This is a genomic window from Mycobacterium sp. NPDC050041, assembly GCF_049541695.1.
In the GTDB taxonomy this organism is placed as follows: Bacteria; Actinomycetota; Actinomycetes; order Mycobacteriales; family Mycobacteriaceae; genus Mycobacterium.
Genome location: NZ_JBMVDG010000005.1, coordinates 84785 through 109989, shown reverse-complemented (window position 1 = coordinate 109989; position 25205 = coordinate 84785). Strand labels below are relative to the sequence as shown.

Annotated in this window: 21 protein-coding genes; 3 read left to right on the top strand and 18 right to left on the bottom strand. The window is 70.9% G+C overall.

Translation table 11 applies throughout. The features are described from left to right. Positions 1-3 precede the first annotated feature (3 nt). The 7 genes from ACPCHZ_RS17165 to ftsY all read right to left on the bottom strand — a co-directional run bounded on the left by ACPCHZ_RS17165 (position 4) and on the right by ftsY (position 10138). Entirely contained in the window at positions 4-1086 is a 1083-nt protein-coding gene (locus ACPCHZ_RS17165) for an amidohydrolase family protein (protein ID WP_423485826.1), read from the bottom strand. Next, positions 1083-2639 (bottom strand): signal recognition particle protein, encoded by a 1557-nt coding sequence (ffh, locus tag ACPCHZ_RS17160; RefSeq protein ID WP_423485825.1) that lies wholly within the window; start codon positions 2637-2639, stop codon positions 1083-1085. The genes ACPCHZ_RS17165 and ffh overlap by 4 nt, the downstream gene beginning before the upstream one ends. A 48-nt stretch (positions 2640-2687) precedes the next feature. Then, the gene (locus tag ACPCHZ_RS17155; protein ID WP_423485824.1) at positions 2688-4298 is read right to left on the bottom strand and encodes an allophanate hydrolase; all 1611 of its coding nucleotides are present in this window, start codon (positions 4296-4298) and stop codon (positions 2688-2690) included. Between the two features lie 18 nt (positions 4299-4316). Then, the gene (locus ACPCHZ_RS17150) at positions 4317-6815 is read right to left on the bottom strand and encodes a [protein-PII] uridylyltransferase (protein WP_423485823.1); all 2499 of its coding nucleotides are present in this window, start codon (positions 6813-6815) and stop codon (positions 4317-4319) included. A 71-nt stretch (positions 6816-6886) separates the two neighbouring features. Further along, a complete protein-coding gene (locus tag ACPCHZ_RS17145) occupies positions 6887-7225 on the bottom strand; it encodes a P-II family nitrogen regulator (RefSeq protein WP_003881099.1) in 339 nt (112 codons plus the stop codon). A 6-nt stretch (positions 7226-7231) separates the two neighbouring features. Further along, a complete protein-coding gene (locus ACPCHZ_RS17140) occupies positions 7232-8614 on the bottom strand; it encodes an ammonium transporter (protein WP_423485822.1) in 1383 nt (460 codons plus the stop codon). A gap of 174 nt (positions 8615-8788) precedes the next feature. Further along, positions 8789-10138, bottom strand: a complete 1350-nt coding sequence (gene ftsY / locus ACPCHZ_RS17135; RefSeq protein ID WP_423486088.1) for a signal recognition particle-docking protein FtsY — start codon at positions 10136-10138, stop codon at positions 8789-8791. 61 nt (positions 10139-10199) lie between these two features. Here ftsY and fni point away from each other — a divergent pair, with 61 nt between their 5' ends. Beyond that, the gene (gene fni, locus ACPCHZ_RS17130; RefSeq protein ID WP_423485821.1) at positions 10200-11201 is read left to right on the top strand and encodes a type 2 isopentenyl-diphosphate Delta-isomerase; all 1002 of its coding nucleotides are present in this window, start codon (positions 10200-10202) and stop codon (positions 11199-11201) included. Positions 11202-11213: 12 nt separating this feature from the next. Here the strand turns inward: fni and smc are convergent, their stop codons facing one another. From smc to ACPCHZ_RS17115, 3 genes are read right to left on the bottom strand one after another with little or no spacing between them, the layout of a single operon-like run. Next, positions 11214-14804 carry a chromosome segregation protein SMC gene (gene smc, locus ACPCHZ_RS17125; protein ID WP_423485820.1) on the bottom strand — a complete coding sequence of 1197 codons (3591 nt, stop codon included), beginning with the start codon at positions 14802-14804 and terminating at the stop codon, positions 11214-11216. A gap of 27 nt (positions 14805-14831) precedes the next feature. After that, the gene (locus ACPCHZ_RS17120; RefSeq protein WP_423485819.1) at positions 14832-15116 is read right to left on the bottom strand and encodes an acylphosphatase; all 285 of its coding nucleotides are present in this window, start codon (positions 15114-15116) and stop codon (positions 14832-14834) included. Further along, the gene (locus ACPCHZ_RS17115; protein ID WP_423485818.1) at positions 15100-15528 is read right to left on the bottom strand and encodes an OsmC family protein; all 429 of its coding nucleotides are present in this window, start codon (positions 15526-15528) and stop codon (positions 15100-15102) included. The genes ACPCHZ_RS17120 and ACPCHZ_RS17115 overlap by 17 nt, the downstream gene beginning before the upstream one ends. Positions 15529-15654: 126 nt before the next feature. Between ACPCHZ_RS17115 and ACPCHZ_RS17110 the strand changes: the two genes are divergently transcribed. Continuing rightward, positions 15655-16458, top strand: a complete 804-nt coding sequence (locus ACPCHZ_RS17110) for a hypothetical protein (protein WP_423485817.1) — start codon at positions 15655-15657, stop codon at positions 16456-16458. A gap of 1 nt (position 16459) precedes the next feature. Here ACPCHZ_RS17110 and mutM read toward each other — a convergent pair whose 3' ends face one another. From mutM to ACPCHZ_RS17085, 5 genes are all read right to left on the bottom strand, one after another. Further along, positions 16460-17323 carry a bifunctional DNA-formamidopyrimidine glycosylase/DNA-(apurinic or apyrimidinic site) lyase gene (gene mutM / locus ACPCHZ_RS17105; RefSeq protein ID WP_423485816.1) on the bottom strand — a complete coding sequence of 288 codons (864 nt, stop codon included), beginning with the start codon at positions 17321-17323 and terminating at the stop codon, positions 16460-16462. After that, a complete protein-coding gene (gene rnc / locus ACPCHZ_RS17100) occupies positions 17316-18017 on the bottom strand; it encodes a ribonuclease III (protein WP_423485815.1) in 702 nt (233 codons plus the stop codon). Before rnc ends, mutM begins: the two co-directional genes overlap by 8 nt. Beyond that, entirely contained in the window at positions 18014-18616 is a 603-nt protein-coding gene (locus ACPCHZ_RS17095; RefSeq protein WP_423485814.1) for a YceD family protein, read from the bottom strand. Before ACPCHZ_RS17095 ends, rnc begins: the two co-directional genes overlap by 4 nt. A gap of 70 nt (positions 18617-18686) precedes the next feature. Continuing rightward, a complete protein-coding gene (gene sepIVA, locus ACPCHZ_RS17090) occupies positions 18687-19424 on the bottom strand; it encodes a cell division protein SepIVA (protein ID WP_423485813.1) in 738 nt (245 codons plus the stop codon). Positions 19425-19577: 153 nt separating this feature from the next. Further along, the gene (locus tag ACPCHZ_RS17085; RefSeq protein ID WP_423485812.1) at positions 19578-20144 is read right to left on the bottom strand and encodes a hemerythrin domain-containing protein; all 567 of its coding nucleotides are present in this window, start codon (positions 20142-20144) and stop codon (positions 19578-19580) included. A gap of 140 nt (positions 20145-20284) precedes the next feature. Between ACPCHZ_RS17085 and ACPCHZ_RS17080 the strand changes: the two genes are divergently transcribed. Then, the gene (locus ACPCHZ_RS17080) at positions 20285-20674 is read left to right on the top strand and encodes a VOC family protein (protein ID WP_423485811.1); all 390 of its coding nucleotides are present in this window, start codon (positions 20285-20287) and stop codon (positions 20672-20674) included. Positions 20675-20686: 12 nt separating this feature from the next. Here ACPCHZ_RS17080 and coaD read toward each other — a convergent pair whose 3' ends face one another. From coaD to ACPCHZ_RS17065, 3 genes are all read right to left on the bottom strand, one after another. Further along, positions 20687-21169, bottom strand: coding sequence for a pantetheine-phosphate adenylyltransferase (coaD, locus tag ACPCHZ_RS17075; protein WP_264011740.1), 483 nt, complete (start codon positions 21167-21169; stop codon positions 20687-20689). A 100-nt stretch (positions 21170-21269) separates the two neighbouring features. Further along, the gene (gene rsmD, locus ACPCHZ_RS17070) at positions 21270-21821 is read right to left on the bottom strand and encodes a 16S rRNA (guanine(966)-N(2))-methyltransferase RsmD (protein WP_423486087.1); all 552 of its coding nucleotides are present in this window, start codon (positions 21819-21821) and stop codon (positions 21270-21272) included. After that, on the bottom strand, positions 21818-25201 hold the full coding sequence (locus tag ACPCHZ_RS17065) for a pyruvate carboxylase (protein WP_423485810.1): 3384 nt from the start codon (positions 25199-25201) through the stop codon (positions 21818-21820). Before ACPCHZ_RS17065 ends, rsmD begins: the two co-directional genes overlap by 4 nt. Positions 25202-25205: the final 4 nt, after the last annotated feature.

Below are 25205 nucleotides of genomic sequence, written 5' to 3'. Positions count from 1 at the left end.
AGTTCAGAAGGTGCGGCCGCGCAGAATGACGAGATCCGGGCTGCTGAGCACCGCGGCGCCGGAGCGCGGATCGGTGGAGTAGCACACCAGGTCGGCCGACTCTCCTGCCACCAGACCGGGGCGACCCAGCCAGTCGCGGGCCGCCCAGCTCGCCGCGCCGAGCGCGTCGGTGGGGCTCATGCCGATCCGCTTGAGCGCGTCCACCTCGTCGGCGATGCGCCCATGGGCGATCATCCCACCCGCGTCGGTGCCCGCGTAGATCCGCACCCCCGCCTCGCGCGCCGCACCCACCCGCTGGTCGCACCTGGCGTGTAGGTCCCGCATGTGCGCCGCGTATGTCGGGTACTTGCCCGCGGCGTCGGCGATGCCGGGGAAGTTCTCGACGTTGATCAGCGTCGGCACCAGCGCGGTGTCGTGCTCGACCATCAACTCGATGATGTCGTCGGTGACCCCGGTGCCGTGCTCGATGCAGTCGATACCGGCCTTGATCAGGCCCGGCAGCGCATCCTCACCGAACACGTGCGCGGTGACGCGCGCCCCCTCGGCGTGCGCCGCGCCGATGGCCGCGACGAGCACCTCGTCGGACCACAGCGGCGCCAGGTCGCCGACCGACCGGTCAATCCAGTCCCCGACCAGCTTCACCCAGCCGTCGCCGAAGCGGGCCTGCGCCGCAACGAATTCCGGCAGTTGTGACTCGTCCTCGATGTCGATCGGCAACCCCGGGATGTAGCGCTTCGGCTTCGCCAGGTGCCGACCCGCCCGAATGATGCGGGGCAGGTCCGCGCGGTCGTCGAGGCTGCGGGTGTCCACCGGCGAACCGCAGTCGCGCAGCAGCAGCGCGCCGGTGCCGCGCTCGGTCTCGGCCTGGGCGATCGTCTCGTCGGCATCGACGGCGCCACCGGGACCCAGCCCCACGTGGCAGTGCGCGTCGACCAGACCGGGAAGGATCCAGCCGTCGGCGAACACCGTCTCGGCGCCGGGCACCGGTTCAGCGCTCAGCACACCGTCGACGATCCACCACTCGACCGGCTGCCCGTCCGGGAGTCCGCGGCCCCGGACGTGCAGGCGCGTGGAGTCCGCGGTCAATTCTTCGGGAACTTCAGCTTGGACAGGTCGATGTTGGCGAGTCCGGGCGGCAGTTCGTCCAATCCCTTCGGCATGTTCGACAGGTCAGGGAATCCGGCGGGCATCCCGGCGCCCAACGGATTGGGCATCTTCGGCTGCGTCGGCCCCCTGCCCTTCTTCTTGCCTGCCTGCTTGTTCTTGCCCTTGCCGCCCTTGCGGTTGTTCGCCTTACGCGCGAACGGCATGCCCATCTGGCCGGCCATCTGCGACATCATCTTGCGGGCGTCGAAGAACCGGTCGACGAGCTGGTTGACCTCGCCCACCGTGACGCCCGAGCCGTTGGCGATGCGCAGCCGGCGGGAGCCGTTGATGATCTTCGGATCGGCCCGTTCGGCGGGCGTCATGCCGCGGATGATCGCCTGCACGCGGTCCAGCTGGCTGTCGTCGACCGCGGCCAGCGCGTCCTTCATCTGACCCGCACCCGGCAGCATGCCCAGCAGGTTGCCGATCGGGCCCATCTTCCGGATCGCCAGCATCTGCTCGAGGAAGTCCTCCAGCGTGAGCTCACCGCTGCCGATCTTGGCCGCGGCCGCCTCGGCCTGCTCGGCGTCGAAATGCTGCTCGGCGGCCTCGATCAGGCTCAGCACGTCGCCCATGCCGAGGATGCGGCCGGCCATCCGGTCGGGGTGGAAGACGTCGAAGTCCTCGAGCTTCTCGCCGCTGGACGCGAACAGGATCGGCACGCCCGTCACCTCGCGCACCGACAGAGCCGCGCCACCGCGGGCGTCGCCGTCGAGCTTGGTGAGCACCACGCCCGTGAAGCCCACGCCCTCGCGGAAGGCCTCGGCCGTGGCGACCGCGTCCTGGCCGATCATGGCGTCCAGGACGAACAGCACCTCGTCCGGATCGACCGCGGCGCGGATCGCCGCCGCCTGACCCATCAGCTCGTCGTCGATGCCCAGCCGGCCGGCGGTGTCGACCAACACCACGTCGTAGTGCTTGGCCCTGGCCTCGGCCAGGCCTGCCGCCGCGACCGCCACCGGGTCACCGACACCGTCGGACTCCTGTGCGCCGGGGGCGGTGCCGGGATGGGGCGCGAACACCTGGACACCGGCGCGTTCGCCGACGATCTGCAGCTGGTTGACCGCACCCGGGCGCTGCAGGTCGCAGGCCACCAGGAGTGGCGTATGCCCCTGTCCACGAAGCCATTTCGCGAGCTTGCCGGCGAGTGTGGTCTTACCGGAACCCTGCAGGCCTGCCAGCATGATCACGGTCGGCGGGGTCTTGGCGAACCTCAGTTGGCGGGTCTCGCCGCCGAGGATGCCGATCAGCTCCTCGTTGACGATCTTGACGACCTGCTGGGCGGGGTTGAGGGCGGCCGAGACCTCCGCGCCCTTGGCCCGCTCCTTGATGCGCGTGACGAAGGCCCGCACCACGGGCAGCGAGACGTCGGCCTCGAGCAGGGCCAGCCGGATCTCCCGGGCGGTGGCGTCGATGTCGGCGTCGGTGAGCCGCCCTTTACCGCGCAGGCCCTGCAGGGCGCCGGTCAACCGGTCGGACAGGGATTCAAACACGGCGTCCAGCCTAACCGGGTCGTGAGGGTCTCAGCAGAGCGGTTGCGCTCAGCCGACCGCCCCCTGCGCCAGCGCCGCGGTCCAGCTGCCGTAGCGGCTGAGGTCGGTGCCCGCGGCAGCGGCCTGGCCGTCGCAGCCGAACCCCGTGCGCCACGTGCCGTCGGCCAGCTCGATCTTGCCCAGCTGCATCGGCGCGGGCAGCGCCGTGAGGAACGCCCCGAGCGCCGCGGTCGACAGCAGCCACCGGTGTCCGGTCAGCGCGGCGCCCGGTGCGCCGTCGCCCACCCGGGTGACGGCGGGCTTCGGCGGCACCGTGTCCAGCGCAGCCATCCGGTAGCGCGGCGCGGTGGTGACCTCCCCGGCGAAGCGCGCGCCCAGGTCGGTCAGCTGATGCGCCAGCGGGCCGCCCCGCAGATGGGCGCCGAACACCACCAGCTCGACGCAGTGCAGCGCAGCCAGCGGCCAGACGCCTGCGGGTGCGGGATCGCCGGTCACCATGGCCGCGACGTCGAGGGCGACGGCGTCGTCGAACGCCCGCGCCAGCACCGTCACACCGAACTGCGCGTCGCCTGCGGTGCCCGCGGGAACGGTGACGCCACACATGCCGAACGCGTCACCGAAGTGGGTGTAGGTGCCCATCCTGGCCTCGACGCCCACCGGATCGGCGGCCGCCTCGTCGAAAGTCGGGTGCATCGGGGCCGCAGGCAACAGCAGCGCGTCCGCACCCTCGAGCTCCGCCAGCGCCACCCGCCGGAGCCGGTCGACCTCGGCGCGGTCGCGGCTCACCTCGTGTGCGGTGACGGCGCGGGCGGCGGCGATGATCGCGGCCACCGCCGGATCCAGTGTGACCCCCGGCCGGGAGTCGACGAATTCGACCACGGCAGAATGGCGTTCGCCGGCCAACGCCCCGTCGCGCAGGAGTCGGCCTGCGGCGAGGAAGGGGCTCAGGTCGATCTCGACGATCACCGCGCCCGCATCCGACAGGGTCGCGACGGCCCGCGCGAACGCCGCGTGCCACGTCGGGTCCAGCGCAGTCAGCTCGCGCGGGACGGCGACCACCGGGTTCGGTGGCGCCGCCAACCGGGTGTCCGCGGGCCATCGGCGGTCGCAGGCTCCGGCGGCCACCACCGCCATCGCGCGGTTGGCGAGCTCGACGCCGGGGGCGAACAGCGAGACGCGATCGCGGGACTCGCCGCCCGGTGCCACGCCCTCGGCGCTGATCACCCCGATGGTCGGCGTGATCGCCACGATGCCCTGCAGCGCAGCAGGTATCCGGCCCGAATCGGTGGCGATCGCGATGTCGGCCGCACCGGCGGCGACCGCCACCGCCGAGCCGGAACTGGCTCCGCCGCTGACGAAGTCGGGACGCCGATGGTCGCGGACGGTCCCGTACGGGGACCGCGTGCCGAGCAGCCCGGTGCCGAACTGGTCCATGTTCGTCTTGCCGACCACGACCGCGCCCGCCGCCCGGAGCGCCGCCACCGCGGCAGCGTCCCGGTCGGGCCGGTGGCTGAAGTCCGGGCAGGCGGCCGTGGTGGGCAGGCCCGCGACGTCCACGTTGTCCGTGACCGCCACGCGGATCCCCGCCAGCGGCCCATGGCCGGCGGCCAGTTCCGAGGCCACCTCGTGCTCGGGGCGCCTGCTGATCCACACCGTCATCTGTGCCTCCGGTGCGGCCTAGCTGGCCTCGGACACCTTCTTGGCGGGCGGCGGCGCGGGCAGCACGCCGTACAGGTCGTGTTCGAGTTCCTCGCGCACCCGGTCCGCCCCCGCCCCCTCGTCGAGGGTCATCGCGGGGATGACGATGCAGAAGGCGTCGACCACCGAGGCACCCAGTGTGGTGACCTTCGCCCACGCGATGTCGACGCCGTCACGCTCGAACACCGCGGTCAGCCTCGCCAGCAGGCCGGCGCGGTCGGTGCTGCGGATCTGCACGATCAGCTCACCGTCGGCAGTGCCGTCGGACCAGAACACGCGCGGCGGGGCGGGCACCTGGTTGCCGGGCACCGCGGCCACCACCTCGCCGGCCCGGGCGGTGCCGTGTTGCGCCGCATCGCGATCCCGCTTGTCCAGCGCCGCCAGCACGTCCAGATCGCCGTCCAGGGCCAGGATGAACTGCTGGCGCAGCAGTTCGGCCGCCGGTGGCGTGCCGAAGTGCGGTGACACCACGAAGGTGTTGATGGCCGAGCCCGCGTGACTGTTGACCGAGGCCGAGTGCACCCGAAGCGAATTGAGCGCCAGCACTCCCGCCGCCTTCGACAACAGGCCGCGGCGATCCGGGGCGATCATGGTCACGTGGTAGATGTGCGGGCTGTCCCCCGCCGTCAGCTCGACATGCACGCCGACCTGGGCGGCCAACTCGAGGTGATGGGGCTCAACGGGATCCGGTTGCGGCAGCGGCTCGCCGGCCATCACCAGCCTGCACCGTCGGACCAGATCGCCGATCAGCGACGCCTTCCAGTCACCCCACACGCCGGGACCGGTGGCCAGCGAGTCCGCCTCGGCCAGCACGTGCAGCAGTTCCAGGACGACCAGGTCGCCGCCCAGCTTGTCCACCACGGCGTCGATGGTCTTGGGGTCCTGCAGGTCCCGGCGGGTCGCGGTGTCCGGCAGCAGCAGGTGGTAGCGCACCATCGTGGACAACACGTCGATGTCGCTGGGCCACAACCCGAGTCGGGTTCCGATCTGGTTGGCCAACTCGGCGCCGATCACGCTGTGGTCACCGCCGCGGCCCTTGCCGATGTCATGGCACAGCGCACCCAGCAGCAGCAGGTCCGGTCGCGACACCCGGGTGGTGAAGGCGCTCGCGCGAGACACGGTCTCCACCAGGTGCCGGTCGACCGTCCAGATGTGCACGACGTCGCGCGGCGGGAGGTCGCGCACCGCGCCCCATTCGGGGAACAGCCGTCCCCACAGCCCGGTCCGGTCGAGCGCCTCGATGGTCGCGACGGCACTCGGACCGGCGGCCAGCATCACCAGCAGGTCCTTGAGCGCCTGCCCGGGCCACGGCGTGCGCAGCTCCGGCGCGTTCTCGGCAAGCCGGCTCAACGTCGACACCGCCATCGGCAGCCCGGTGGCTGCCGACGCCGCAGCGACCCGCAGGATCAGTCCGGGGTCGCGTTCCGGGCGCGCGTCGCGGGCCAGGATCACCTCGCCTGCGTATTCGATGACGCCCTCGTCGAGCGGTCGACGCACGGGGCGGCGCAGCGCGGCGAAGCCCCGCTTCGGCAGGGCGTTGGCGGCGGTGCGCACGCCCGCGTCGACGTAGTAGCTGACGGTGCGCGCCGCGTCGGACAGCATGCGGGCCAGGTCGAAACGGTCCCCGATGCGCAGGGCAGCGCCGATCTCGTCGGCGTGCTGGGCCAGCAGTGTCTCCCGGCCGCGCCCGGAGACCCGGTGCAGCTCGGTGCGCACGTTCAGCAGGGCCATGTGCGCCTCGCCCAGTGAGCCGGTCGGCGAGGCCAGCGACCGGCTGGGGTAGACGTCGGCCAGCTGTGCGATCGCCAGCGCGTTGAGCAGCTGGACGTCGCGCAGCCCGCCGCGGCCGGACTTGAGGTCGGGTTCGGCGCGGTGGGCGATCTGCCCGCTGCGCTGCCACCGCGCCCTGGTGTGCTCGACGAGCTCACCGAACCGGGGCGCGATGCCGGTGCGCCACTGCCTGCGGGCGCCGCCGATGAGCAACGACGACAGGTCCGCGTCGCCGGCGATGTGGCGGGCGTCGAGCATGGCCAGGCCCGCGGAGATGTCCTCGCCTGCCACCTTCAGCGCTTCCGGAACCGTGCGCACGCTGTGGTCGATCCGGATGTTGGCGTCCCACAACGGGTACCACAGCAGCTCGGCGACCTGGCCGACCGCGTCGGCGGGCATGTTGTCGTGCAGCAGCATCAGGTCGAGATCGGAGTACGGCAGCAGTTCACCGCGTCCCAGTCCGCCGGTCGCCACGATCGCGAAACCGCTGGTGGCCGTGATCCCGATCTCGGTGGCCTTGGTGCTGAGCCAGAAGACGTGCAGGTCGAGCAGCGCGTCCCGCAGGGCCACGGTGTCCAACTGGCGTGCGCCCCCGGCGATCAGTTGCGCCGACGCGCTGACGAGGTCGGTTGCCGGCCGTGACGAGCCCGCCGCCGGGGCCTCCCAACGAGGTGCCCCGGCGGCGGGATCTGATGTCTGATCGGTCATTTCGAGTGTCCTCCCGGCCCAGCTAGTTCAACGCTCACGGTGCTCGGCCGGGAGACGACGACTCGATTGGTCTAGAGGGCGTCGGCCCCCCGCTCACCGGTGCGCACCCGCACCACGGTGTCCACGGGGCTCACCCACACCTTCCCGTCACCGATCTTGCCGGTACGTGCGGCCTGCACGATGACGTCGACCACCTTGTCGACCGCGGAGTCGTCGACCACGACCTCGACCCGCACCTTGGGCACGAAGTCCACCGAGTACTCGGCGCCGCGGTAGACCTCGGTGTGGCCCTTCTGACGGCCGTATCCCTGCACCTCGCTCACGGTCATCCCGAGAATGCCCGTCTGCTCCAGGCCGGTCTTGACGTCTTCCAGCGTGAACGGCTTGACGATCGCAGTAATCAGCTTCATGTTTCCCTATCCCTCCACGCCGGGGTGGCGACCCAGAGTCGAGCCCGCTCCGACTGTCGCGAAGTCGTAGCCGGTCTCGGCATGCTCGGCCTCGTCCGGTCCAGTCGATTCATCTTCCTCGCTGAGCCGCAGGCCCACGGTGAACTTGACTATCAGAGCCAAGATAGCGGTACCGACTGCGCTGTAGACCAGAACCGCCCCTGCACCGACCGCCTGGCGCCACAACTGGTCGACTCCTCCGCCGTAGAACAGACCCGCGACACCGGCACCGGTCTCCGGGGCGGCGACCAGGCCGATCAGCAGCGTGCCGACCAGACCACCGACGAGGTGCACACCGACCACGTCGAGCGAGTCGTCATAGCCCAGTTTGTATTTCAGGCCGACGGCCAGGGCGCACAGCACGCCCGCGACCGCTCCGATGACCAGCGCGCCCAGCACGTTGACCGATGAGCAGGACGGCGTGATCGCCACCAGGCCGGCGACGATGCCCGACGCCGCGCCCAGCGACGTGGCCTTGCCGTCGCGGATCCGCTCGGTGAGCAGCCAGGCCAGCATGGCCATCGCGGTGGCCACCGTGGTGGTGACGAACGTCGAGCCCGCCAGCCCGCCGGACGCGGTCGCCGAACCGGCGTTGAAGCCGTACCAGCCGAACCACAGCAGCCCGGCGCCCAGCATCACGAACGGCAGGTTGTGCGGCCGCATCGGGGTGCCCGGCCAGCCCTTGCGCTTGCCGAGGATGACCGCCAGCACCAGACCGGCGATACCGGCGTTGATGTGAACCGCTGTGCCACCGGCGAAGTCGATGGCGGCCAGCTTGTTGGCGACCCAACCACCGGTCTCGGCGGTGCCGCCGTCGAACGAGAACACCCAGTGCGCGACGGGGAAGTACACCACCGTCACCCACAGCGCGACGAACACCAGCCAGCCGCTGAACTTGATGCGGTCGGCCACGGCGCCGGAGATCAGCGCCACGGTGATGATCGCGAACATCAGCTGGAACGCCACGAACACCGTCGCCGGGAAGGTGAACACCAGCGGGATGTTGACCACCTCGGCGGCCTCGATACCCGCGCTCGGGTCAGCGACCACGGCTTCGGCGGCGTTGCCGCCGATCAGGCCCTTGAGGCCGAAGAACTGCGTCGGGTCGCCGAACAGGTTGCCCACGTCGTTGCCGAAGGCAAGCGAGTAGCCGTACAGCACCCAGAGCACGGTCACGACGCCCATCGCGCTGACGCTCATCATGATCATGTTGAGGACGCTCTTGGCGCGGACCATGCCGCCGTAGAAGAACGCCAGACCGGGGGTCATCAGGAGCACCATGGCAGCGCTTATCAACATCCACGCTGTATCACCGGTGTCCGGTATACCCATCGTCGGGAATTGGTCCACTCGCAGTTTCCTCCTTCGACATGCCACGGCCGCAAGGATTCACAACCGTTGACCTGGTCCAAGACAATGCGCAGTGGTTGTTTCCGCGAAGACGCCAGGGTGTTTCGCTCGTGTGAACGGATGGGCGGTCGAGGTTTCGCCGGTGTTACATCGTGGACTTTCGCGTTCTGCGCGTCAGCCGAGCAGCGCGTCGACGAAGGCGCCGGGCTCGAACGGCGCCAGGTCGTCGGGGCCCTCGCCGAGGCCGACGAGCTTGACCGGCACGCCGAGTTCCTGCTGCACGCGGAACACGATCCCGCCCTTGGCCGTGCCGTCGAGTTTGGTCAGCACCACCCCGGTGATGTTGACGACCTCGGCGAACACCCGCGCCTGCGGCAGGCTGTTCTGCCCGATCGTGGCGTCGAGGACGAGCAGCACCTCGTCGACGGAGGCCCGCTTCTCGACCACCCGCTTGACCTTGCCGAGCTCGTCCATCAGGCCGGTCTTGGTGTGCAGCCGGCCCGCGGTGTCGATCACCACGACGTCGGCGCCGGTCGCGATGCCCTTGTCGACGGCGTCGAACGCCACCGACGCGGGATCGGCGTTCTCGGGTCCGCGCACCACGTCGGCGCCCACCCGCGACGCCCAGGTCTGCAGCTGGTCGGCCGCGGCGGCCCGGAACGTGTCGGCGGCGCCCAGCACCACCCGGCGGCCGTCGGCCACCAGCACGCGGGCCAGCTTGCCGACCGTGGTGGTCTTGCCGGTGCCGTTGACGCCGACGACCAGCAGCACCGACGGCTTGTCCGCGTGCGGCAGCGCCCGGATCGACCGGTCCAGGCCGGGCTGGAGTTCGGCGATCAGCACCTCGCGCAGCACCGCGCGGGCGTCGGCCTCGGAGCGGACATTGGCGGCGGCCATCCGGGTGCGCAGCGCGGCGACCACGGAGTCGGTGACCACCGGGCCGAGGTCCGCGATCAGCAGGGTGTCCTCGACAGCTTCCCAGGAGTCCTCGTCGAGGTCCCCGCCGCCCAGCAGGCCGAGCATGCTGCGGCCCAGAGCGTTCTGCGACTTCGCCAGCCGCCCTCGCAACCGGTCGAGCCGGCCGTCGGCGGGGGCGATGACGTCCAGTTCCGGCGCGGCTCGGGTGGCCGGTTCGGGCTCGGGGGCCGGCGCAGGCGGCTCGGGTGCCTCGACGGGCTCGGGGGCGGCTGGGGCCTCGGTGACGGTCTCGGGCTCCGGCAGCCGCACGTCGGCGATCGGGCGCTTGGGGGCGTCGCGCGGCACCGTCGCGTCGTCGCCGACGGCGGGCAGCCCGCCGGTGTCGATCCGCCCGGGTGGCGCCTTGGGCGGCGCGGGCGGCGCTGACGATTGTGTGAACGTGATGCCGGTTGAGGCGGTGTATCCGCCGGAGCGGTCGAGCGGTGTGGCAGTGTCGGGTGCGGCCAGGCTGATCCGTCTCCGCCGGTATCGGACCAGGCCGACGACGAGCGCAGTGACGAGCAGAACGGCGATGACCGCGATTGCGATCCACACTCCGAGTGGCACAGCTTGGGTCACTCCGCCATTGTGTCAGGGGGGCGGGGCGTTGAATTCCGACCCCGGGGGCATGGAGACCCGCAAGCGCCGTCACATCGACGTGTGCCTGGACGGGGACGTCGAGTATCACGGCGTCACCACCGGGTTCGAGCGCTACCGGCTGCCGTACAACGCGCTGACCCAGACCAGCCTCGGCAGTGTCGACCTGTCCTGCGAGTTCCTCGGTAAGCGGCTCGCCGCCCCGGTGCTGATCGGCGCGATGACGGGCGGCGCGGAACTGTCGGGCGTCATCAACCGCAATCTCGCCACCGCAGCGCACCGCCTGGGCGTCGGGATGATGCTGGGTTCGCAGCGGATCATGTTCGACAACGACGCGGCCGCCGAGAGCTTCACTGTCCGCGAGGTCGCCCCGGACGCGCTGCTGATCGGCAACGTCGGCCTGGCGCAGCTGACCGCGGACGTGGTGCCCGCCCTGCGGCGGGTGCTGGAGCGGGTGGGCGCCGACGCGCTGGCCGTGCACACCAATCCGCTGCAGGAGGCCATGCAGCACGAGGGCGACACCGACTTCTCCGGCTCGCTGGCCCGGCTGCGCGAGGTCACGGGCAGCCTGGGCTACCCGGTGCTGCTCAAGGAGGTGGGCCACGGCATCGGCGCGGCCGCGGCGGCCGAGCTCGTCGACTGCCGGCTCGCCGCGGTGGATGTGGCAGGTGCGGGCGGCACCTCGTGGGCGCGCGTCGAGCAGCTGGTGCGCTACGGCGAGATCCGCCACCCCGCCCTCGGCGACTGGGGCATCCCGACCGCCCGGGCGCTGCTCGAGGTGCGCCGCACCCTGCCCGACGTGCCGGTCGTCGCCTCCGGGGGCATCCGCACCGGGATGGACGCGGCCAAGGCGCTGGCGATGGGCGCCGACGTCGTGGCCGTCGCCCGCCCGCTGCTCAAGCCGGCCATCGAGTCCGCGGATGCGGCGACGGACTGGCTGCACCGATTCATCGACGAGCTGCGGATCTGCCTGCACGGCTGCGGTGCGGCCACCCTGACCTCGCTGCGCCGCCGGGGCGTCGAAGACGTCTAGACCCGACCGCGGTCAGGTCGCGGCGCCGGCCGTCAGTTCCTGGCCGCGCATCCGCTGGCTGATCACCTGGGTGATGCCGTCGCCCTGCATGGTGACGCCGTACAGCGCGTCGGCGATCTCCATGGTGGGCTTCTGGTGGGTGATGACGATCAGCTGCGACCGTTCCCGCAGCTGCTCGAACAGGCCGAGCAGCCGGCGCAGGTTGACGTCGTCGAGCGCGGCCTCGACCTCGTCCATGATGTAGAACGGCGACGGGCGTGCCCGGAAGATCGCCACCAGCATCGCCACCGCGGTCAGCGACTTCTCCCCGCCGGACAGCAGCGAGAGCCGCTTGACCTTCTTGCCCGGTGGGCGCGCCTCCACCTCGATGCCGGTGGTCAGCATGTCCTCCGGGTTGGTCAGCAGCAGCCTGCCCTCGCCGCCGGGGAACAGCGACGCGAAGACCTGCGTGAACTCGCGCTCCACGTCGTAGTAGGCCTCGGCGAACACCCGCAGGATGCGGTCGTCGACGTCGGCGATGACGTCTTCGAGGTCCTTGCGGGCCGCCTTGACGTCCTCGAGCTGGGTGGACAGGAAGTTGTAGCGTTCCTCCAGCGCGGCGAACTCCTCGAGCGCCAGCGGGTTCACCCGGCCCAGTTCGGCGAGTTCACGTTCGGCACGTTTGGCGCGCCGCTCCTGGGTGGGCCGGTCGTACGGCATCGGGGCGGGCGCGGTCACCTGTTCCCCGCGTTCCCTGGCCTGTTCGAACTCCGCCATCTCCAGCTCCGTCGGCGGCAGCGGCACCTGCGGGCCGTACTCGGCGACCAGGTCGGCAGGCGACATCCCGAACTGCTCGAGCACGTGTGATTCCAGCTGCTCGATGCGCAGTGCCGCTTGGGCTTTGGCGACCTCGTCGCGGTGCAGGGCGTCGGTGAGGGTGCTGATCCTCGCGCTCAGCGCGGTGACCTCCTCGCGCGCCTTCGCCAGCCCGGCGGCACGGATCTGGCGCTGGGCGGCCAGCTCGTCGCGGTTGCGCGAGGCCACCCCGACCACCGCGGTCAACCGCTGCGCGACCAGGCGACCGGATTCCGCGACTGCGGCGGCCACCGTCGCCGCGTGCTCGCGCGCCTGCCGGGCACGCTGAGCCCGCAGCCGGGCCTCACGCTCGGCGGCTGCCGCCCTGCGCAGCGAATCCGCGCGGCCGCGAACGGCATTCGCGCGTTCCTCGGCGGTGCGCACGGTCAGCCGCGCCTCGACTTCGGCGGAGCGGGCCGCCTCGGCGGCGGTCATCGACGCCTGCCGGTCGACCGGCTCGGCCTCCAGGGTCGGCACCTGCTCGGCGTTGTGCAGGCGCTGCTCGATCTCGGCGAGCTCCTCGACGGTGCGGGCGCGGCCGGTCTCCAGCTCGTCGCGCTGGCTCATCAGCCGCTGCCATTCGTCGTCGGCGGCACGGGCGTCCTGCCCGAGCCGGCCGAGTTGTTCGTAGATGGCCGAGATCGCCGCGTCGGACTCGTTGAGGGCGGCGAGTGCCTCCTCGGCGGAGTCCTGGCGGGCGCGCTGTTCGTCGAGGGCACCGGCCAGCGCGGCGGTCAGCTCACCGACCAGCTTCTCCGCGGCGGCCAGGTCCGTGCGGGCTTTGTCGATCTCCGAGCCGATCTCCAGCGTGCTGGGCTTGCGGTCCGAGCCGCCGCTGACCCAGCCCGCCCCGAACAGGTCACCGTCCACGGTGACCGCGCGCAGGGCGGGTTGCGCCGTCACCAGTTGCTGCGCCGCCGCCAGGTCGCCGACCACGACGACGCCGGCCAGCATCGCCGCGACGGCTCCTCGCAGCCGGTCGGGCGCGTCGACCAGCTCGGTGGCCCACGATGCTCCCGCGGGCAGCGTCCCGGCCGGTGGCGCGGTGGCCGCGGGCCAGTCGCCCAGCACGATCGCGGCGCGTCCGCCGTCGGATTCCTTGAGCGCGGCGACCGCCGACCGGGCGGCGCCGAAGTCGTCGGCGGCGAGTGCGTCTGCGGCCGGGCCGAGCACCGTCGCGATGGCCACCTCGTAGCCGGCGCGCACCTTGAGCAGCTTGGCCACTGTACCGAAAAGCCCTGTGCCACTGTGGTTCTTCTGCAGCCACGCCGCACCGTCACGGCGATCGAGGCCGACCGCGAGCGCGTCGATGCGGGCCCGCAGGGATGCCACCTGACGTTCGGCGCCGCGCTCGGCGGACTGCAGTTCGGCGACGCGTTCGTCGGCCAGTCGCAGTGCGGTGACACTGCGGTCGTGGTGTTCGTCGAGGCCGACCTCGCCGGCGTCGAGCTCACCGACGCGGCTCTGCACCGTCTCGAAATCCGCCCTCGCCTGCTGCGCCTTCGCGGCGGACTCCTCGATGCCCACCGACAGCCGGGCCACGGTTTCGTCGATCGACTCGACCCGGGTGCGCATCGTGTCGACCTGCCCGGCCAGCCGCGCCAGCCCTTCACGGCGGTCGGCCTCGGCGCGGGCCGCGGCCATGTGCGCGCGCTCGGCCTCGGCGGCGATCCGGTCCTTCTCGGACTGTTCGGCACGGGCCTCCTCGAGGCGCCGCCGCGACTCCTCCAGCTCACCGAGCAGCTGCGCCTCCCGCGCGGCCATCTCATCGGCCTCGGCGTCCAGCTCGTCGGGATCGCGACCGGTCGACGGCTCGGGTTCGGAGTCGAGCAGCTGAGCCCGCTCACTGGCGATGCGCACGGTCGCGCCGACCCGCTCGGCGAGCGCCGACAGCCGGAACCACGTCTGCTGGGCGCCCTCGGCGCGTTCGGACAGCGACGCCACCGCCGCCTCGTGGCCGTCGAGTTCGGCGGTCGCGGCCTCCAGCCGGGTGGTGATCTCGTCGTGCTCGCGGCGCAGCGTCGTCTCGGCCTGGTCGGTGTTGTCGAACTCGGTCTTGCGGGTCACCAGGTCGTCGGCGGCCAGCCGCAGCCGGGCGTCGCGCAGGTCGGCCTGGATGGTCTGCGCGCGGCGGGCCATCTCGGCCTGCCGGCCCAGCGGTTTGAGCTGGCGGCGCAGTTCGGTGGTGAGGTCGCTCAGCCGCGCCAGGTTGGCCGACATGGAGTCGAGCTTGCGGACCGCCTTCTCCTTGCGCTTGCGGTGCTTGAGCACGCCCGCGGCTTCCTCGATGAACGCCCGGCGTTCCTCGGGCCTGGACTCCAGGATCTCCGAGAGCTTGCCCTGCCCGACGATGACGTGCATCTCCCGGCCGATGCCCGAGTCGGAGAGCAGTTCCTGGACATCCATCAATCGGCAACTGCTGCCGTTGATCTCGTACTCGCCGGCACCGTCGCGGAACATCCGGCGGGTGATCGACACCTCGGAGTACTCGATCGGCAGCGCGTTGTCGGAGTTGTCGATGGTCAGCGTGACCTCGGCGCGGCCCAGCGGCGCGCGCGACGACGTGCCGGCGAAGATGACGTCCTCCATCTTGCCGCCGCGCAACGTCTTGGCGCCCTGCTCGCCCATCACCCAGGTCAGCGCATCCACCACGTTGGACTTGCCCGACCCGTTGGGCCCGACGACGCAGGTGATGCCGGGTTCGAAGCGAAGAGTCGTCGGCGATGCGAAGGACTTGAAGCCCTTCAGCGTCAGACTCTTGAGATGCATGACGTGCCAGACTACTGACCGCCGCGGCTAACGCTCGCGAAACCCCGTGATCGGCTCGCCCGCGTCGGACCAGTCGGCGACGACGGTGCTGACCACGCCCGGGGTGGTCTCCCCCCGCAGCAGGTCGAGCAGCCGCAGGCAGGCCTCCCGCGGGCCCTGCGCCACCACCTGCACCCGGCCGTCGGGCTTGTTGGCGGCGTAGCCGGTGAGCCCGAGTTCCAGTGCCCGCGACCGCGTCCACCACCGGAAGCCGACGCCCTGCACGCGGCCGTGCACCCAGGCTGTCAGCCGGACGTCACCGTCCTGCGGCATCGCCCGTCCCTGCGTCGACCTCGAAGGTCACCGTGGTGCCCGATTTGAGCGTCCGGCCGACCGTGCACACCTGATCGATCGCCCGCTCGACGACGGTGAGCAGCCGCTCGCGGTCCTGTTCGGACAGCCCGGACAGATCCACCTCGAGCTTCTCCTCGAGCAGCGGGTACCGCTCCTGCTCGCGGTCGGCCACCCCGGACACCCGGATGGTCGCGGCGTAGTCGTCGCCGAGACGCCGGCGCAGCGGCTGGTCGCTCGACATGCCGCTGCAGGCGGCGAGGGCGATCTTCATCAGCTCGCCCGGCGTGAACACGCCGTCCACGTCCTCGCTGCCGATCAGCACCTCGGCGCCGCGCGAGCTCCGCCCGGTGTAGAGACGCGCACCCGTACGCTGCACCCACAGTTCCGTCATGGTCTCTTTCTACAACCTGGTGGCCGCGGGAATTCCCCGCCCCGGCCGGGTGTCGTCGCCGAATCGAGTGCCCGCCCGCATGGCGCCCCGGTGTTACGGTCGTCGCGACTGCCTCAGGAGCAACAGATGACGAACGTTCCACCCACGCCGCCCGATCCGTACCAGGGACAGTGGTCCCCGCAGGGACCCTACGGGCCGCCGCAGCAGTACGGTCCGCCGCAGCAGGGCCCGTACGGGCCACCGTCCGAGCAGTACGGCTCGCCCCAGCAATACGGTCAGCCCCCGCAATACGGCCAACCCCAGCAATACGGGCAACCCCAGCAGTACGGCCAGCCGCAGCAGTACGGGGCACCGCCCTACGGCTACGAGGGCGCGCAGTATCCGCCCGGCGGCTACCAGGGCGGGTACCCGCCGCCCGGGTGGGGCCCCGTCCCGCAACCGCCCGGGTCCGGCGGACGCGGAAAGTGGTTGCTGTTCGGCGGAATCGGCGTCGCGCTGGTCATCGCACTCGTCGTCGTCATCGCGCTGGTGGCCGGCCGCGGCGACGGCGGCAGTGATTCGGCAGGCGGCGGTGGCACCTCGGCCGCGTCGGACGACGAGGCCGCGATCCGTCAGCTGTTCGACGACATCAATGCCAGCAGCGACTTCGACGCCGCACTGCAGAGTTACTTCTGCGCCGGTGACCGTGAGTTGTTCGAGTCGTTCGGGGATCTCGGTGACCTCGGCGATCTGGGCGATCTCGACGTCCCGGGCGATCCCGGCTCGTCGTCGGAGACCGCGGAGATCTCCGACATCGAGGTCGACGGTGACAAGGCGACCGCCCAGGTGGAGACCGGGACCCAGAAAGAGGAAGTGCACTTCAGCAAGGAAGGCGACGACTGGAAGGTCTGCATGACCGCGGCGCCCGGCTTCCCGAAGATCCCGAAGTAGGTCAGGGAGTGCGCCGCACCCGGGGCCTGGCCTGACATCTCGGGCAGTAGAACGACGAGCGGTTCATGAACTTCTCGCGCCGCATCACCGCACCGCAGCGCCGGCACGGCTCCCCTTCGCGGCCGTAGGCGTCCAGCGACCGGTCGAAGTACCCCGATTCGCCGTTGACGTTGACGTACAGCGAGTCGAATGACGTGCCGCCCTGCCCGAGCGCGTCGGTCATCACCTCGGCGGCGGCGTCGAGGAGTTCGGCCAGTTGCCGACGGGTCAGCGCCGACGCCAGCCGGGTGCCGCTGACCTTCGCACGCCACAGCGCCTCGTCGGCGTAGATGTTGCCGATGCCGGACACCACGGTCTGGTCGAGCAGCTGACGCTTGATCTCGGAGTGCTTGCGCCGCAACACCGATATCACCCCGTCGCGGTCGAACCGCGGATCGAGCGGATCGCGGGCCAAGTGCGCCACCGGCATCGGGACATCGGTGCCGTCGACGGTCACCATGTCGGCCAGCTGCCAGCCGCCGAAGGTGCGCTGGTCGACGAAGCTGAGCGCGGTGCCGTCGTCGAGCAGCGCGGCGATGCGCAGGTGGTTCTCGTTGGGAATGGGGCCGAGCAGCATCTGACCACTCATGCCGAGGTGGACGACGAGCGCGGTGTCACCGTCGTCGAGGGTGAGCCACAGGTACTTTCCCCGCCTGCCGGTCCCGGTGACGTGCGCGTCGAGGAGTCGTCCGGTCAGGTCGGCGGGGCCTGCGCCGTGCCGCCGGACCGCCCGCGGGTGATGGACCCGCACCGCGGTGATGGTCCGGCCCGTGACATGGGCGTCCAGGCCTCGCCGGACGACCTCCACCTCGGGTAGTTCAGGCATCGACACCCGTGGCGGACAACGCATTCCACGCCGCGGCGGCTGCCTTGAGTTCGGCTTCCTTCTTGGTGCGGCCCACTCCCCTGCCGTACTCGATGTCCGCGACGACGACGGTGGCGGTGAATTCCTTGTCGTGGTCCGGGCCCGTCGAGGTGACGACGTAGGACGGCGCGCCCATGCTGCGGGCCACGGTGAGCTCCTGCAGGCTGCTCTTCCAGTCCAGCCCGGCGCCCAGTGTCGGAGCGGTGGTGATCAACCCGGCGAACAACCGCAGGATCACCTCTCGCGCGGTCACCAGCCCGTGCTCGACATAGATTGCGCCGAGCAGTGATTCGACGCCGTCGGCGAGGATGCTCGACTTGTCGGCGCCGCCGGAGTGCTCCTCACCCTTGCCGAGCAACAGGTAGGCGCCCAGCCCGTCGGCGCTGAGATTGCGGCCGACGTCGGCGAGCGCGTGGGTGTTGACGATGCTGGCGCGCAGCTTGGCCAGGTCGCCTTCGGACCGATCGGGATGGCGGTGGTAGAGCTCCTCGGTGATGGTCAGGCCGAGCACGGCGTCACCGAGGAACTCGAGGCGCTCGTTGGTCGGCAGGCCGCCGTTCTCGTAGGAGTAGCTGCGGTGGGTCAGCGCGATCGTCAGCAGTTCGGGGGGCAGATCCACCCCCAGCGCCTCCAGCAGCGGCGCGCGGTCGGTCACGAATCGTCCCCCGGTTCCCGGGGCGCCTCGTCGGGCAGCAGCGCCGCCAGTTTCGCCCAGCGCGGGTCGAGCTGTTCGTGGTGGTGGTCCGGCTCGGCTTCGGCCAATCGGACGCCGCATTCGGCGCACAGCCCTTCGCAGTCCGGCCCGCACAGGGGAGCGAACGGCAGTGCGAGACCGATGGCGTCGATGATCGGCTGCTCGAGGTCGACGGTGTCGGCCTGACCGCTCGAGCCCACCCGGCCGATCTCGTCGGCGTCTGTGGTCTCGTCGGTGGCGCTGTCGGGGTAGGCGAACAACTCGGTCAGGTCGATGTCGACGTGGCCGGTGATCGGGGTCAGGCAGCGCCCGCACTCGCCGGCCGTCGGCGCGGAGACGGTGCCGGTGACCAGCACGCCCTCCGACACGGACTCGATCCGCAGGTCGAGCTCGAGTGGGGCATCCTTCTCGACCGCGACGAGGTCCAGGCCCATCCGCAGCGGACTGGGGACCGTCTCGCGGATGGTGAGCATGGAGCCCGGTCGCCGGCCCAGCGTGGACAGGTCGAGTACGAGCCGCGAAGGTGTTGCACGGTGTCGCGCTCGCCGCTGCGTAGCCATGTGTGCGATGTTACGGCGCTGCTCAACGCGGCAGCCGCGGGATCGCGGCTGCCGCAGCGGTGTGCCCCGGTTACCTGGTGACGTAGTCGTGCGTGCCGGCCGCCGTGCGCAGCTGGTGACGGCCGCGACCGACCGAGCGCAGCGTGCCGTTGAGGAACTCCTCGAACTCGGCGAGCTTGCTGTCGACGTAGATGTCGCATTCTCCGCGGAGCCGGTCGGCCTCGGCGTGCGCGGTGTCGACCAGACGGCTGGCCTCGGCGTTCGCGGTGGCGACGATCTCGGTTTGCGAGACCAGCCGCTGCTGCTCCTTGATGCCTTCCTGGACGGCCTTCTCGTAGGAGATGTTGCCGTTCTCGATCAGGCGGTCGGCCTCGGCCTTGGCCCGGCCGGTGGCGGCGTCGTACTCGCGCTTGGCGGTGGCGCTGACCCGCGCCGCCTCCTCGCGCGCCTCGCCGACCATCCGCTCGCTGTGCTGGCGTGCCTCGGCGACCATCCGGTCGGCCTGGGACTTGGCGTCGGCCAGCAGGCGGTCGGCCTCGCCACGCGCGTGGTTGAGCATCGACTCCGCTTCGGCGCGCGACGACGCGACCATGCCCTCGGAGTGCTCCTTGGCGTCGCGCAACAGCGCGTCGCGGGCGTCGAGCACATCCTGCGCGTCGTCGAGCTCGCCGGGGATGGCGTCCTTGATGTCGTCGATGAGCTCGAGGACGTCGCCGCGGGGCACCACACACCCCGCGGTCATCGGCACGCCGCGCGCTTCTTCCACGATCGCGCCCAGTTCGTCGAGCGCCTCAAAAACTCGGTACACGGCAACACCCTCCAGGCGAAGTAATTTGTTACCAGTGTGCCTGGTGTTACCGCTGTGACTCTGCAGCCCGGTCGGTGTGTCGCACCCGGCACATATTCAGCATGCACCAGCGCGCGGCCCGCCGAAACCGCAGGCCGGACGCGGCGCGTGCGGTCAGCGCATCGCCGCGGCGATCGCGTCGCGGGCCCGGTCGAGCATCGAGGCGAACGGGCCGACCGCGAAGTTCAGCTTCGCCGACTCGACGCCGGGATGCGGCCGGGTGGGCGCGATCGCCTGTGCGGCCTGCACGGCGGCGACCATCCGCTTCAGGTCGTCGGCGTCGAGTTCGCGCTGCAGCTTGTTGAACTCCTCGGTCTCCTCGCGTTCCGCGTGGTCGATCACGGCGGCACGGAACAACACCAATTCGTCCAGGAACTCCTTCGAACCGATGTCCATGGCCTCGAGGGCGGAGAGGTGCTCCTTGGCGACGTGTTCCTCCCGCAGGCGGGCGTCGACGATGCGGTCACCTTCGTCCACCTCGCGGCGGACCCGGGGATGCACCACCATCTCCTCCGCGGTCTCGTGCACCGCGAGGAGTTGGCGCAGACTGGTGAACGCCTTCTCCCTGGCCTTGGTCTCCGACGCGTACAGCACGTCGTCGAACATGTCCTTGATGAGGTTGTGCTGGTCCTTGAGGAATGCGACCACGTCGTCGGTCGATTGCACGAATGTCTGAGTCACGACAGTGACCTCCGTAATGCGGGGCTGAATTGTGGGCGGCGCAATGGGCTGTGCGCCACACCCTGCCTACCCCACATCGCGCCAGGTCAACCGTGCCCCGTGGCGTCCTGCGCCGTCGATTCGGGTGGCAGGATGGCGACATGACATCGCCAGGTCAGCCGGTGGGACGCCTGGGCGCCACCTCGATCGACTGCCCCGACCCGGCCGCCCTCGCCGACTTCTACAGTGCGCTGCTCGGCATGCGCCGCCTCGTCGAAGCCCCCGACGGTGGCGTCGTCGCGATCACCGACGGCGCGGGGACACTGGCCTTCATGCGGGTCACCGACTACGTCGCGCCGACCTGGCCTCGCCCCGGGCAGCTGCAGCAGATGCATCTCGACGTCTCCGTCGACGACATCGACGACGCCGTCGCCCGTGCGCTCGCCCTCGGCGCCCGTGAGGCGGCCCACCAGCAGGCGCCGTCCCGGTGGCGGGTCATGCTCGATCCCGTCGGCCATCCGTTCTGCCTCACCACGGTGACACCGGACTGAGCTGCGGGCGAATCAGCCCGCGGCGCCGCGCCTTTCGGCCAACCGGCGGTTGACCGCCTCGGGCAGCAGCTCGGTGACATCACCGCCGAGCATTGCCACCTCCTTGGCCAGCGACGACGACACGAACGAATAGCGCGGTGTGGTCGCGACGAAGAAGGTGTCCACCCCGGCGACGTGCTTGTTCATCTGAGCCATCTGCAGCTCGTACTCGAAGTCGGTGCCGGTGCGCAGACCCTTGACGATCGCGGTCAGTCCCCTGGCCTTGACAAAGTCGACGACCAGCCCGGACCCGGACTCCACCCGCAGGTTCGGCAGATGCGTCGTGGACTCCTCGATCATCGCGATCCGTTCGTCGGGGCTGAACAGCCCCTTCTTGTTCGGATTGCCGAGCACGGCGACGACGACCTCGTCGAACTGCGCGGCGGCCCGCTCGAAGACGTCGATGTGACCAAGCGTGACCGGGTCGAACGATCCGGGGCAGACGGCGCCACTCATGGGTGACGACGCTAGCAGGACGGGCTCGGCGGGCAGGAGCGAAGCGACCCGGGGATTGGCACGGCGGGCAGGAGCGAAGCGACCCGGGGATCAGATCCGCTCAGCCGGATTCTGCGATGTCCAGCCGGGTGTCGCCGTATCGCCGCTGCGGCCACCGGACCCAGTGCTCCGGCCACCGTGTCGGCCCGGCCGAGGCACGGCGCTCGATGACGACGACCGTCCCGGTGCGTACCCAGCCGCCGGAGTCCAGCAGCGCGATCATCTCGTCGATCTCCGCCTCGGCGATGTCGTACGGCGGGTCGGCCAGCACCAGGTCCACCGGCGACGCGGCGCCGCCGAGCGCAGCGGCCACACCGGTCTTGCGCACCAGCGCATTCCGCACGCCGAGGTCGGCGATATTGCGTTCGATGACACCGGCCGCCCGCCGATCCGCCTCGACGAACGTCACGGTCGACGCGCCACGCGAGACCGCTTCCAGCCCAAGGGCTCCGGATCCGGCGTACAGGTCGAGCACCGAGAGTCCCGCCAGCTCGAGCCGGGCCGTGAGCACGTTGAACAACGACTCCCGGACCCGGTCGGTGGTGGGCCGGGTGCCGGTGCGTGGCACGGTGATCCGGCGGCCGCCGAACACCCCCGCGATGAGGCGGGTCAGCTGACCACGACCAGGAGGTCGCCGCCTTCGACCTGTGCGGTGTCGGCGACCGCGATGCGCGCCACCTTGCCGTCCTTGGGTGCGGTGATGGCGGCCTCCATCTTCATCGCCTCGATGGTGGCGATGGTCTGGCCGGCGCTGACCTCGTCACCGACGTCGACGGTGACGTTCACCACGCCGGCGAACGGGGCGGCGACATGGTCGGGGTCGGCGCGGTCGGCCTTCTCCGCGGTGGGCACCTCGCTGGCGATGCTGTTGTCGCGCACCAGAACCGGGCGCAGCTGGCCGTTGAGGATGCACATCACGGTCCGCATGCCGCGCTCGTCGGCGTCGGAGACGGCCTCGAGGCCGATGAGGAGTTCGACGCCCCGTTCGAGGTACACCCGGTGTTCCTCACCCTGACGCAGGCCGTAGAAGAACTGATTGGCACTGAGGCGGGAGGTGTCGCCGTAGACCTCGCGATGGGCCTCGAATTCCTTGGTGGGACCGGGGAACAGCAGCCGGTTGAGTGCGGCCTGGCGCTTCGGGCCGGGCTGGGCCAGCACCGCCTCGTCCTCCGGACTCAGTTCGGTGACGGGTTTGGCGGGGGCGCGCCCGGCCAGCGCCGTGGTGCGCAGCGGCTCAGGCCAGCCGCCGGGCGGATCGCCCAATTCGCCGCGCAGAAAACCGATCACGCTGTCGGGGATGTCGAAGCGGGCCGGGTCGGCGGCGAACTCGTCGGCGTCGGCGCCCGCGCCGACCAGCGACAGCGCCAGGTCGCCGACCACCTTGGACGACGGCGTGACCTTGACCAGGCGGCCCAGGATGCGATCGGCGCCCGCGTAGGCGTTCTCGATGTCCTCGAACCGGTCGCCGAGCCCGAGCGCGATCGCCTGCTGACGCAGATTGGACAGCTGGCCACCGGGGATCTCGTGGTGGTACACCCGGCCGGTCGGCGCGGGCAGGCCCGACTCGAACGGCGCGTACACCTTGCGCAGCGCCTCCCAGTACGGTTCCAGTTCGCACACCGCGGCCAGGTCGAGCCCGGTGTCGCGGTCGGTGTGGGCCGCGGCGGCCACGATCGACGACAGGGCGGGCTGGCTGGTGGTGCCTGCCAGCGGCGCGGCGGCCCCGTCGACCGCCGACGCACCGGCGGCCCAGGCCGCGGTGTAGGTGGCGAGCTGGCCACCGGGGGTGTCGTGGGTGTGCACGTGCACCGGCAGGTCGAACCGCGACCGCAGCGCGCCGACGAGCAGGGTGGCCGCGTGGGGACGCAGCAGGCCGGCCATGTCCTTGATGGCCAGCACGTGCGCACCCGCCTCCACGATCTGCTCGGCCAGCCGCAGGTAGTAGTCCAGCGTGTAGAGATCCTCGCGGGGATCGGCACAGTCGCCGGTGTAGGACATCGCGACCTCGGCGACCGCGCTGCCGCTGGCGCGCACGGCGTCGATGGCCGGGCGCATCGAGTCGACGTTGTTGAGCGCGTCGAAGATCCGGTAGATGTCGATGCCCGTCGCGGTGGCCTCTTCGACGAACGCCGTCGTCACCGACTCCGGATAGGGCGTGTAGCCCACGGTGTTGCGGCCGCGCAGCAGCATCTGCAGACAGATGTTGGGCACCGCCTCACGCAGCGCCGCCAGCCGCTCCCACGGATCCTCCTTGAGGAACCGCAGCGCCACGTCGTAGGTTGCGCCGCCCCAGCATTCGATGGAGAGCAGCTGCGGCGTCATCCGCGCCACGTAGGGCGCGACCATCAGCAGTCCGGTGCTGCGCACGCGGGTGGCCAGCAGCGACTGGTGGGCGTCGCGGAAGGTGGTGTCGGTGACACCGACCGCCGGCCCGTCGCGCAGCCACGCCGCGAAACCCTCCGGGCCCAGCTCCATGAGGCGCTGCTTGCTGCCCGCCGGTGCCGGCGCCTCGAGGTCGAGGGTCGGCAGCTTGTCCTGCGGGTAGACCGCCGACAGCCGTGGGCCGTGCGGCTGGTTGACCGTCACGTCGGCCAGGTAGTTGAGGATCTTGGTGCCGCGATCGGCCGGGGTGCGCGCGGTCAGCAGATAGGGCCGTTCGTCGATGAACGACGTGGTGACCCTGCCCGCGCGGAAGTCGGCGTCGTTGACCACGGCCTGCAGGAACGGGATGTTGGTCGAGACGCCGCGAATCCTGAACTCCGCCAGGGCTCGTCGCGCGCGGGCGACCGCGGTGGAGAAGTCCCGGCCGCGGCAGGTCAGCTTGACCAGCATCGAGTCGAAGTGCGCGCTGATCTCGGCGCCCAGCACGGTGCCGCCGTCGAGGCGGATCCCCGCCCCGCCCGGCGACCGGTAGCCGGTGATGCGGCCGGTGTCGGGCCGGAAGCCGTTGGCGGGATCCTCGGTGGTGATCCGGCACTGCATCGCCGCGCCCCGGATCTGCAGCGACTCCTGACTCAGCCCCAGATCGGCCAGTGATTCCCCGTCGGCGATGCGCAACTGGGAGGCGACCAGGTCGACATCGGTGATCTCCTCGGTCACCGTGTGTTCCACCTGGATCCGCGGGTTCATCTCGATGAAGACGTGGTTGCCGCGTTCGTCGAGCAGGAACTCCACGGTGCCCGCGTAGGCGTATCCGATCTGGCGGGCGAACGCCACCGCGTCTGCGCAGATCTTCTCCCGCAGCTCCGCGGGCAGATTCGGGGCGGGGGCGAGCTCGATCACCTTCTGGTGGCGGCGCTGCACGCTGCAGTCCCGCTCGAACAGGTGCATCACTTCGCCCTGGCGGTCGGCCAGGATCTGCACCTCGATGTGGCGCGGATTGAGCACCGCCTGCTCCAGGTACACCGATGCGTCCCCGAACGCCGACTCCGCCTCCCGGCTGGCCGCCTCGATCGCCTCCTGCAACCCGTCGGGATCGCTGACCCGCCGCATCCCGCGGCCGCCGCCGCCGGAGACGGCCTTGACGAACAGCGGGAACGCCATCGACTCCGCGGCGGTCAGCAGTTCCTCGACCGACTCCGAGGGCGCCGACGACGCGAGCACCGGCAGACCGGCCGCCCGGGCCGCCTCGATGGCCCGTGACTTGTTGCCGGTCAGTTCGAGGATGTCGGCGCCGGGCCCGACGAAGGTGATGCCCGCCTCGGCGCACGCCGCGGCCAGTTCGGGGTTCTCCGAGAGGAAGCCGTAACCGGGATACACCGCGTCGGCGCCGGCGTGCCGCGCCACCCGGATGATCTCGTCGACCGACAGGTAGGCACGCACCGGATGGCCGACCTCGCCGATCTGGTACGACTCGTCGGCCTTCAGCCGGTGCAGCGAATTGCGGTCCTCGTACGGGTACACCGCCACCGTCGCGATGCCCATCTCATAGGCCGCGCGAAAAGCCCGGATCGCGATTTCCCCACGGTTGGCGACCAGCACCTTCGAGATCACGCGC

Bases quoted from the DNA above. Each gene is read 5' to 3' on its own strand.
- ACPCHZ_RS17155 (WP_423485824.1), bottom strand. From the start codon at position 4,298: ATGACGGTGTGGATCAGCAGGCGCCCCGAGCACGAGGTGGCCTCGGAA.
- ACPCHZ_RS17150 (WP_423485823.1), bottom strand. From the start codon at position 6,815: ATGACCGATCAGACATCAGATCCCGCCGCCGGGGCACCTCGTTGGGAG.
- ACPCHZ_RS17145 (WP_003881099.1), bottom strand. From the start codon at position 7,225: ATGAAGCTGATTACTGCGATCGTCAAGCCGTTCACGCTGGAAGACGTC.
- fni (WP_423485821.1), top strand. From the start codon at position 10,200: ATGGAGACCCGCAAGCGCCGTCACATCGACGTGTGCCTGGACGGGGAC.
- smc (WP_423485820.1), bottom strand. From the start codon at position 14,804: ATGCATCTCAAGAGTCTGACGCTGAAGGGCTTCAAGTCCTTCGCATCG.
- ACPCHZ_RS17120 (WP_423485819.1), bottom strand. From the start codon at position 15,116: ATGCCGCAGGACGGTGACGTCCGGCTGACAGCCTGGGTGCACGGCCGC.
- ACPCHZ_RS17115 (WP_423485818.1), bottom strand. From the start codon at position 15,528: ATGACGGAACTGTGGGTGCAGCGTACGGGTGCGCGTCTCTACACCGGG.
- ACPCHZ_RS17110 (WP_423485817.1), top strand. From the start codon at position 15,655: ATGACGAACGTTCCACCCACGCCGCCCGATCCGTACCAGGGACAGTGG.
- mutM (WP_423485816.1), bottom strand. From the start codon at position 17,323: ATGCCTGAACTACCCGAGGTGGAGGTCGTCCGGCGAGGCCTGGACGCC.
- ACPCHZ_RS17095 (WP_423485814.1), bottom strand. From the start codon at position 18,616: ATGGCTACGCAGCGGCGAGCGCGACACCGTGCAACACCTTCGCGGCTC.
- ACPCHZ_RS17080 (WP_423485811.1), top strand. From the start codon at position 20,285: ATGACATCGCCAGGTCAGCCGGTGGGACGCCTGGGCGCCACCTCGATC.
- coaD (WP_264011740.1), bottom strand. From the start codon at position 21,169: ATGAGTGGCGCCGTCTGCCCCGGATCGTTCGACCCGGTCACGCTTGGT.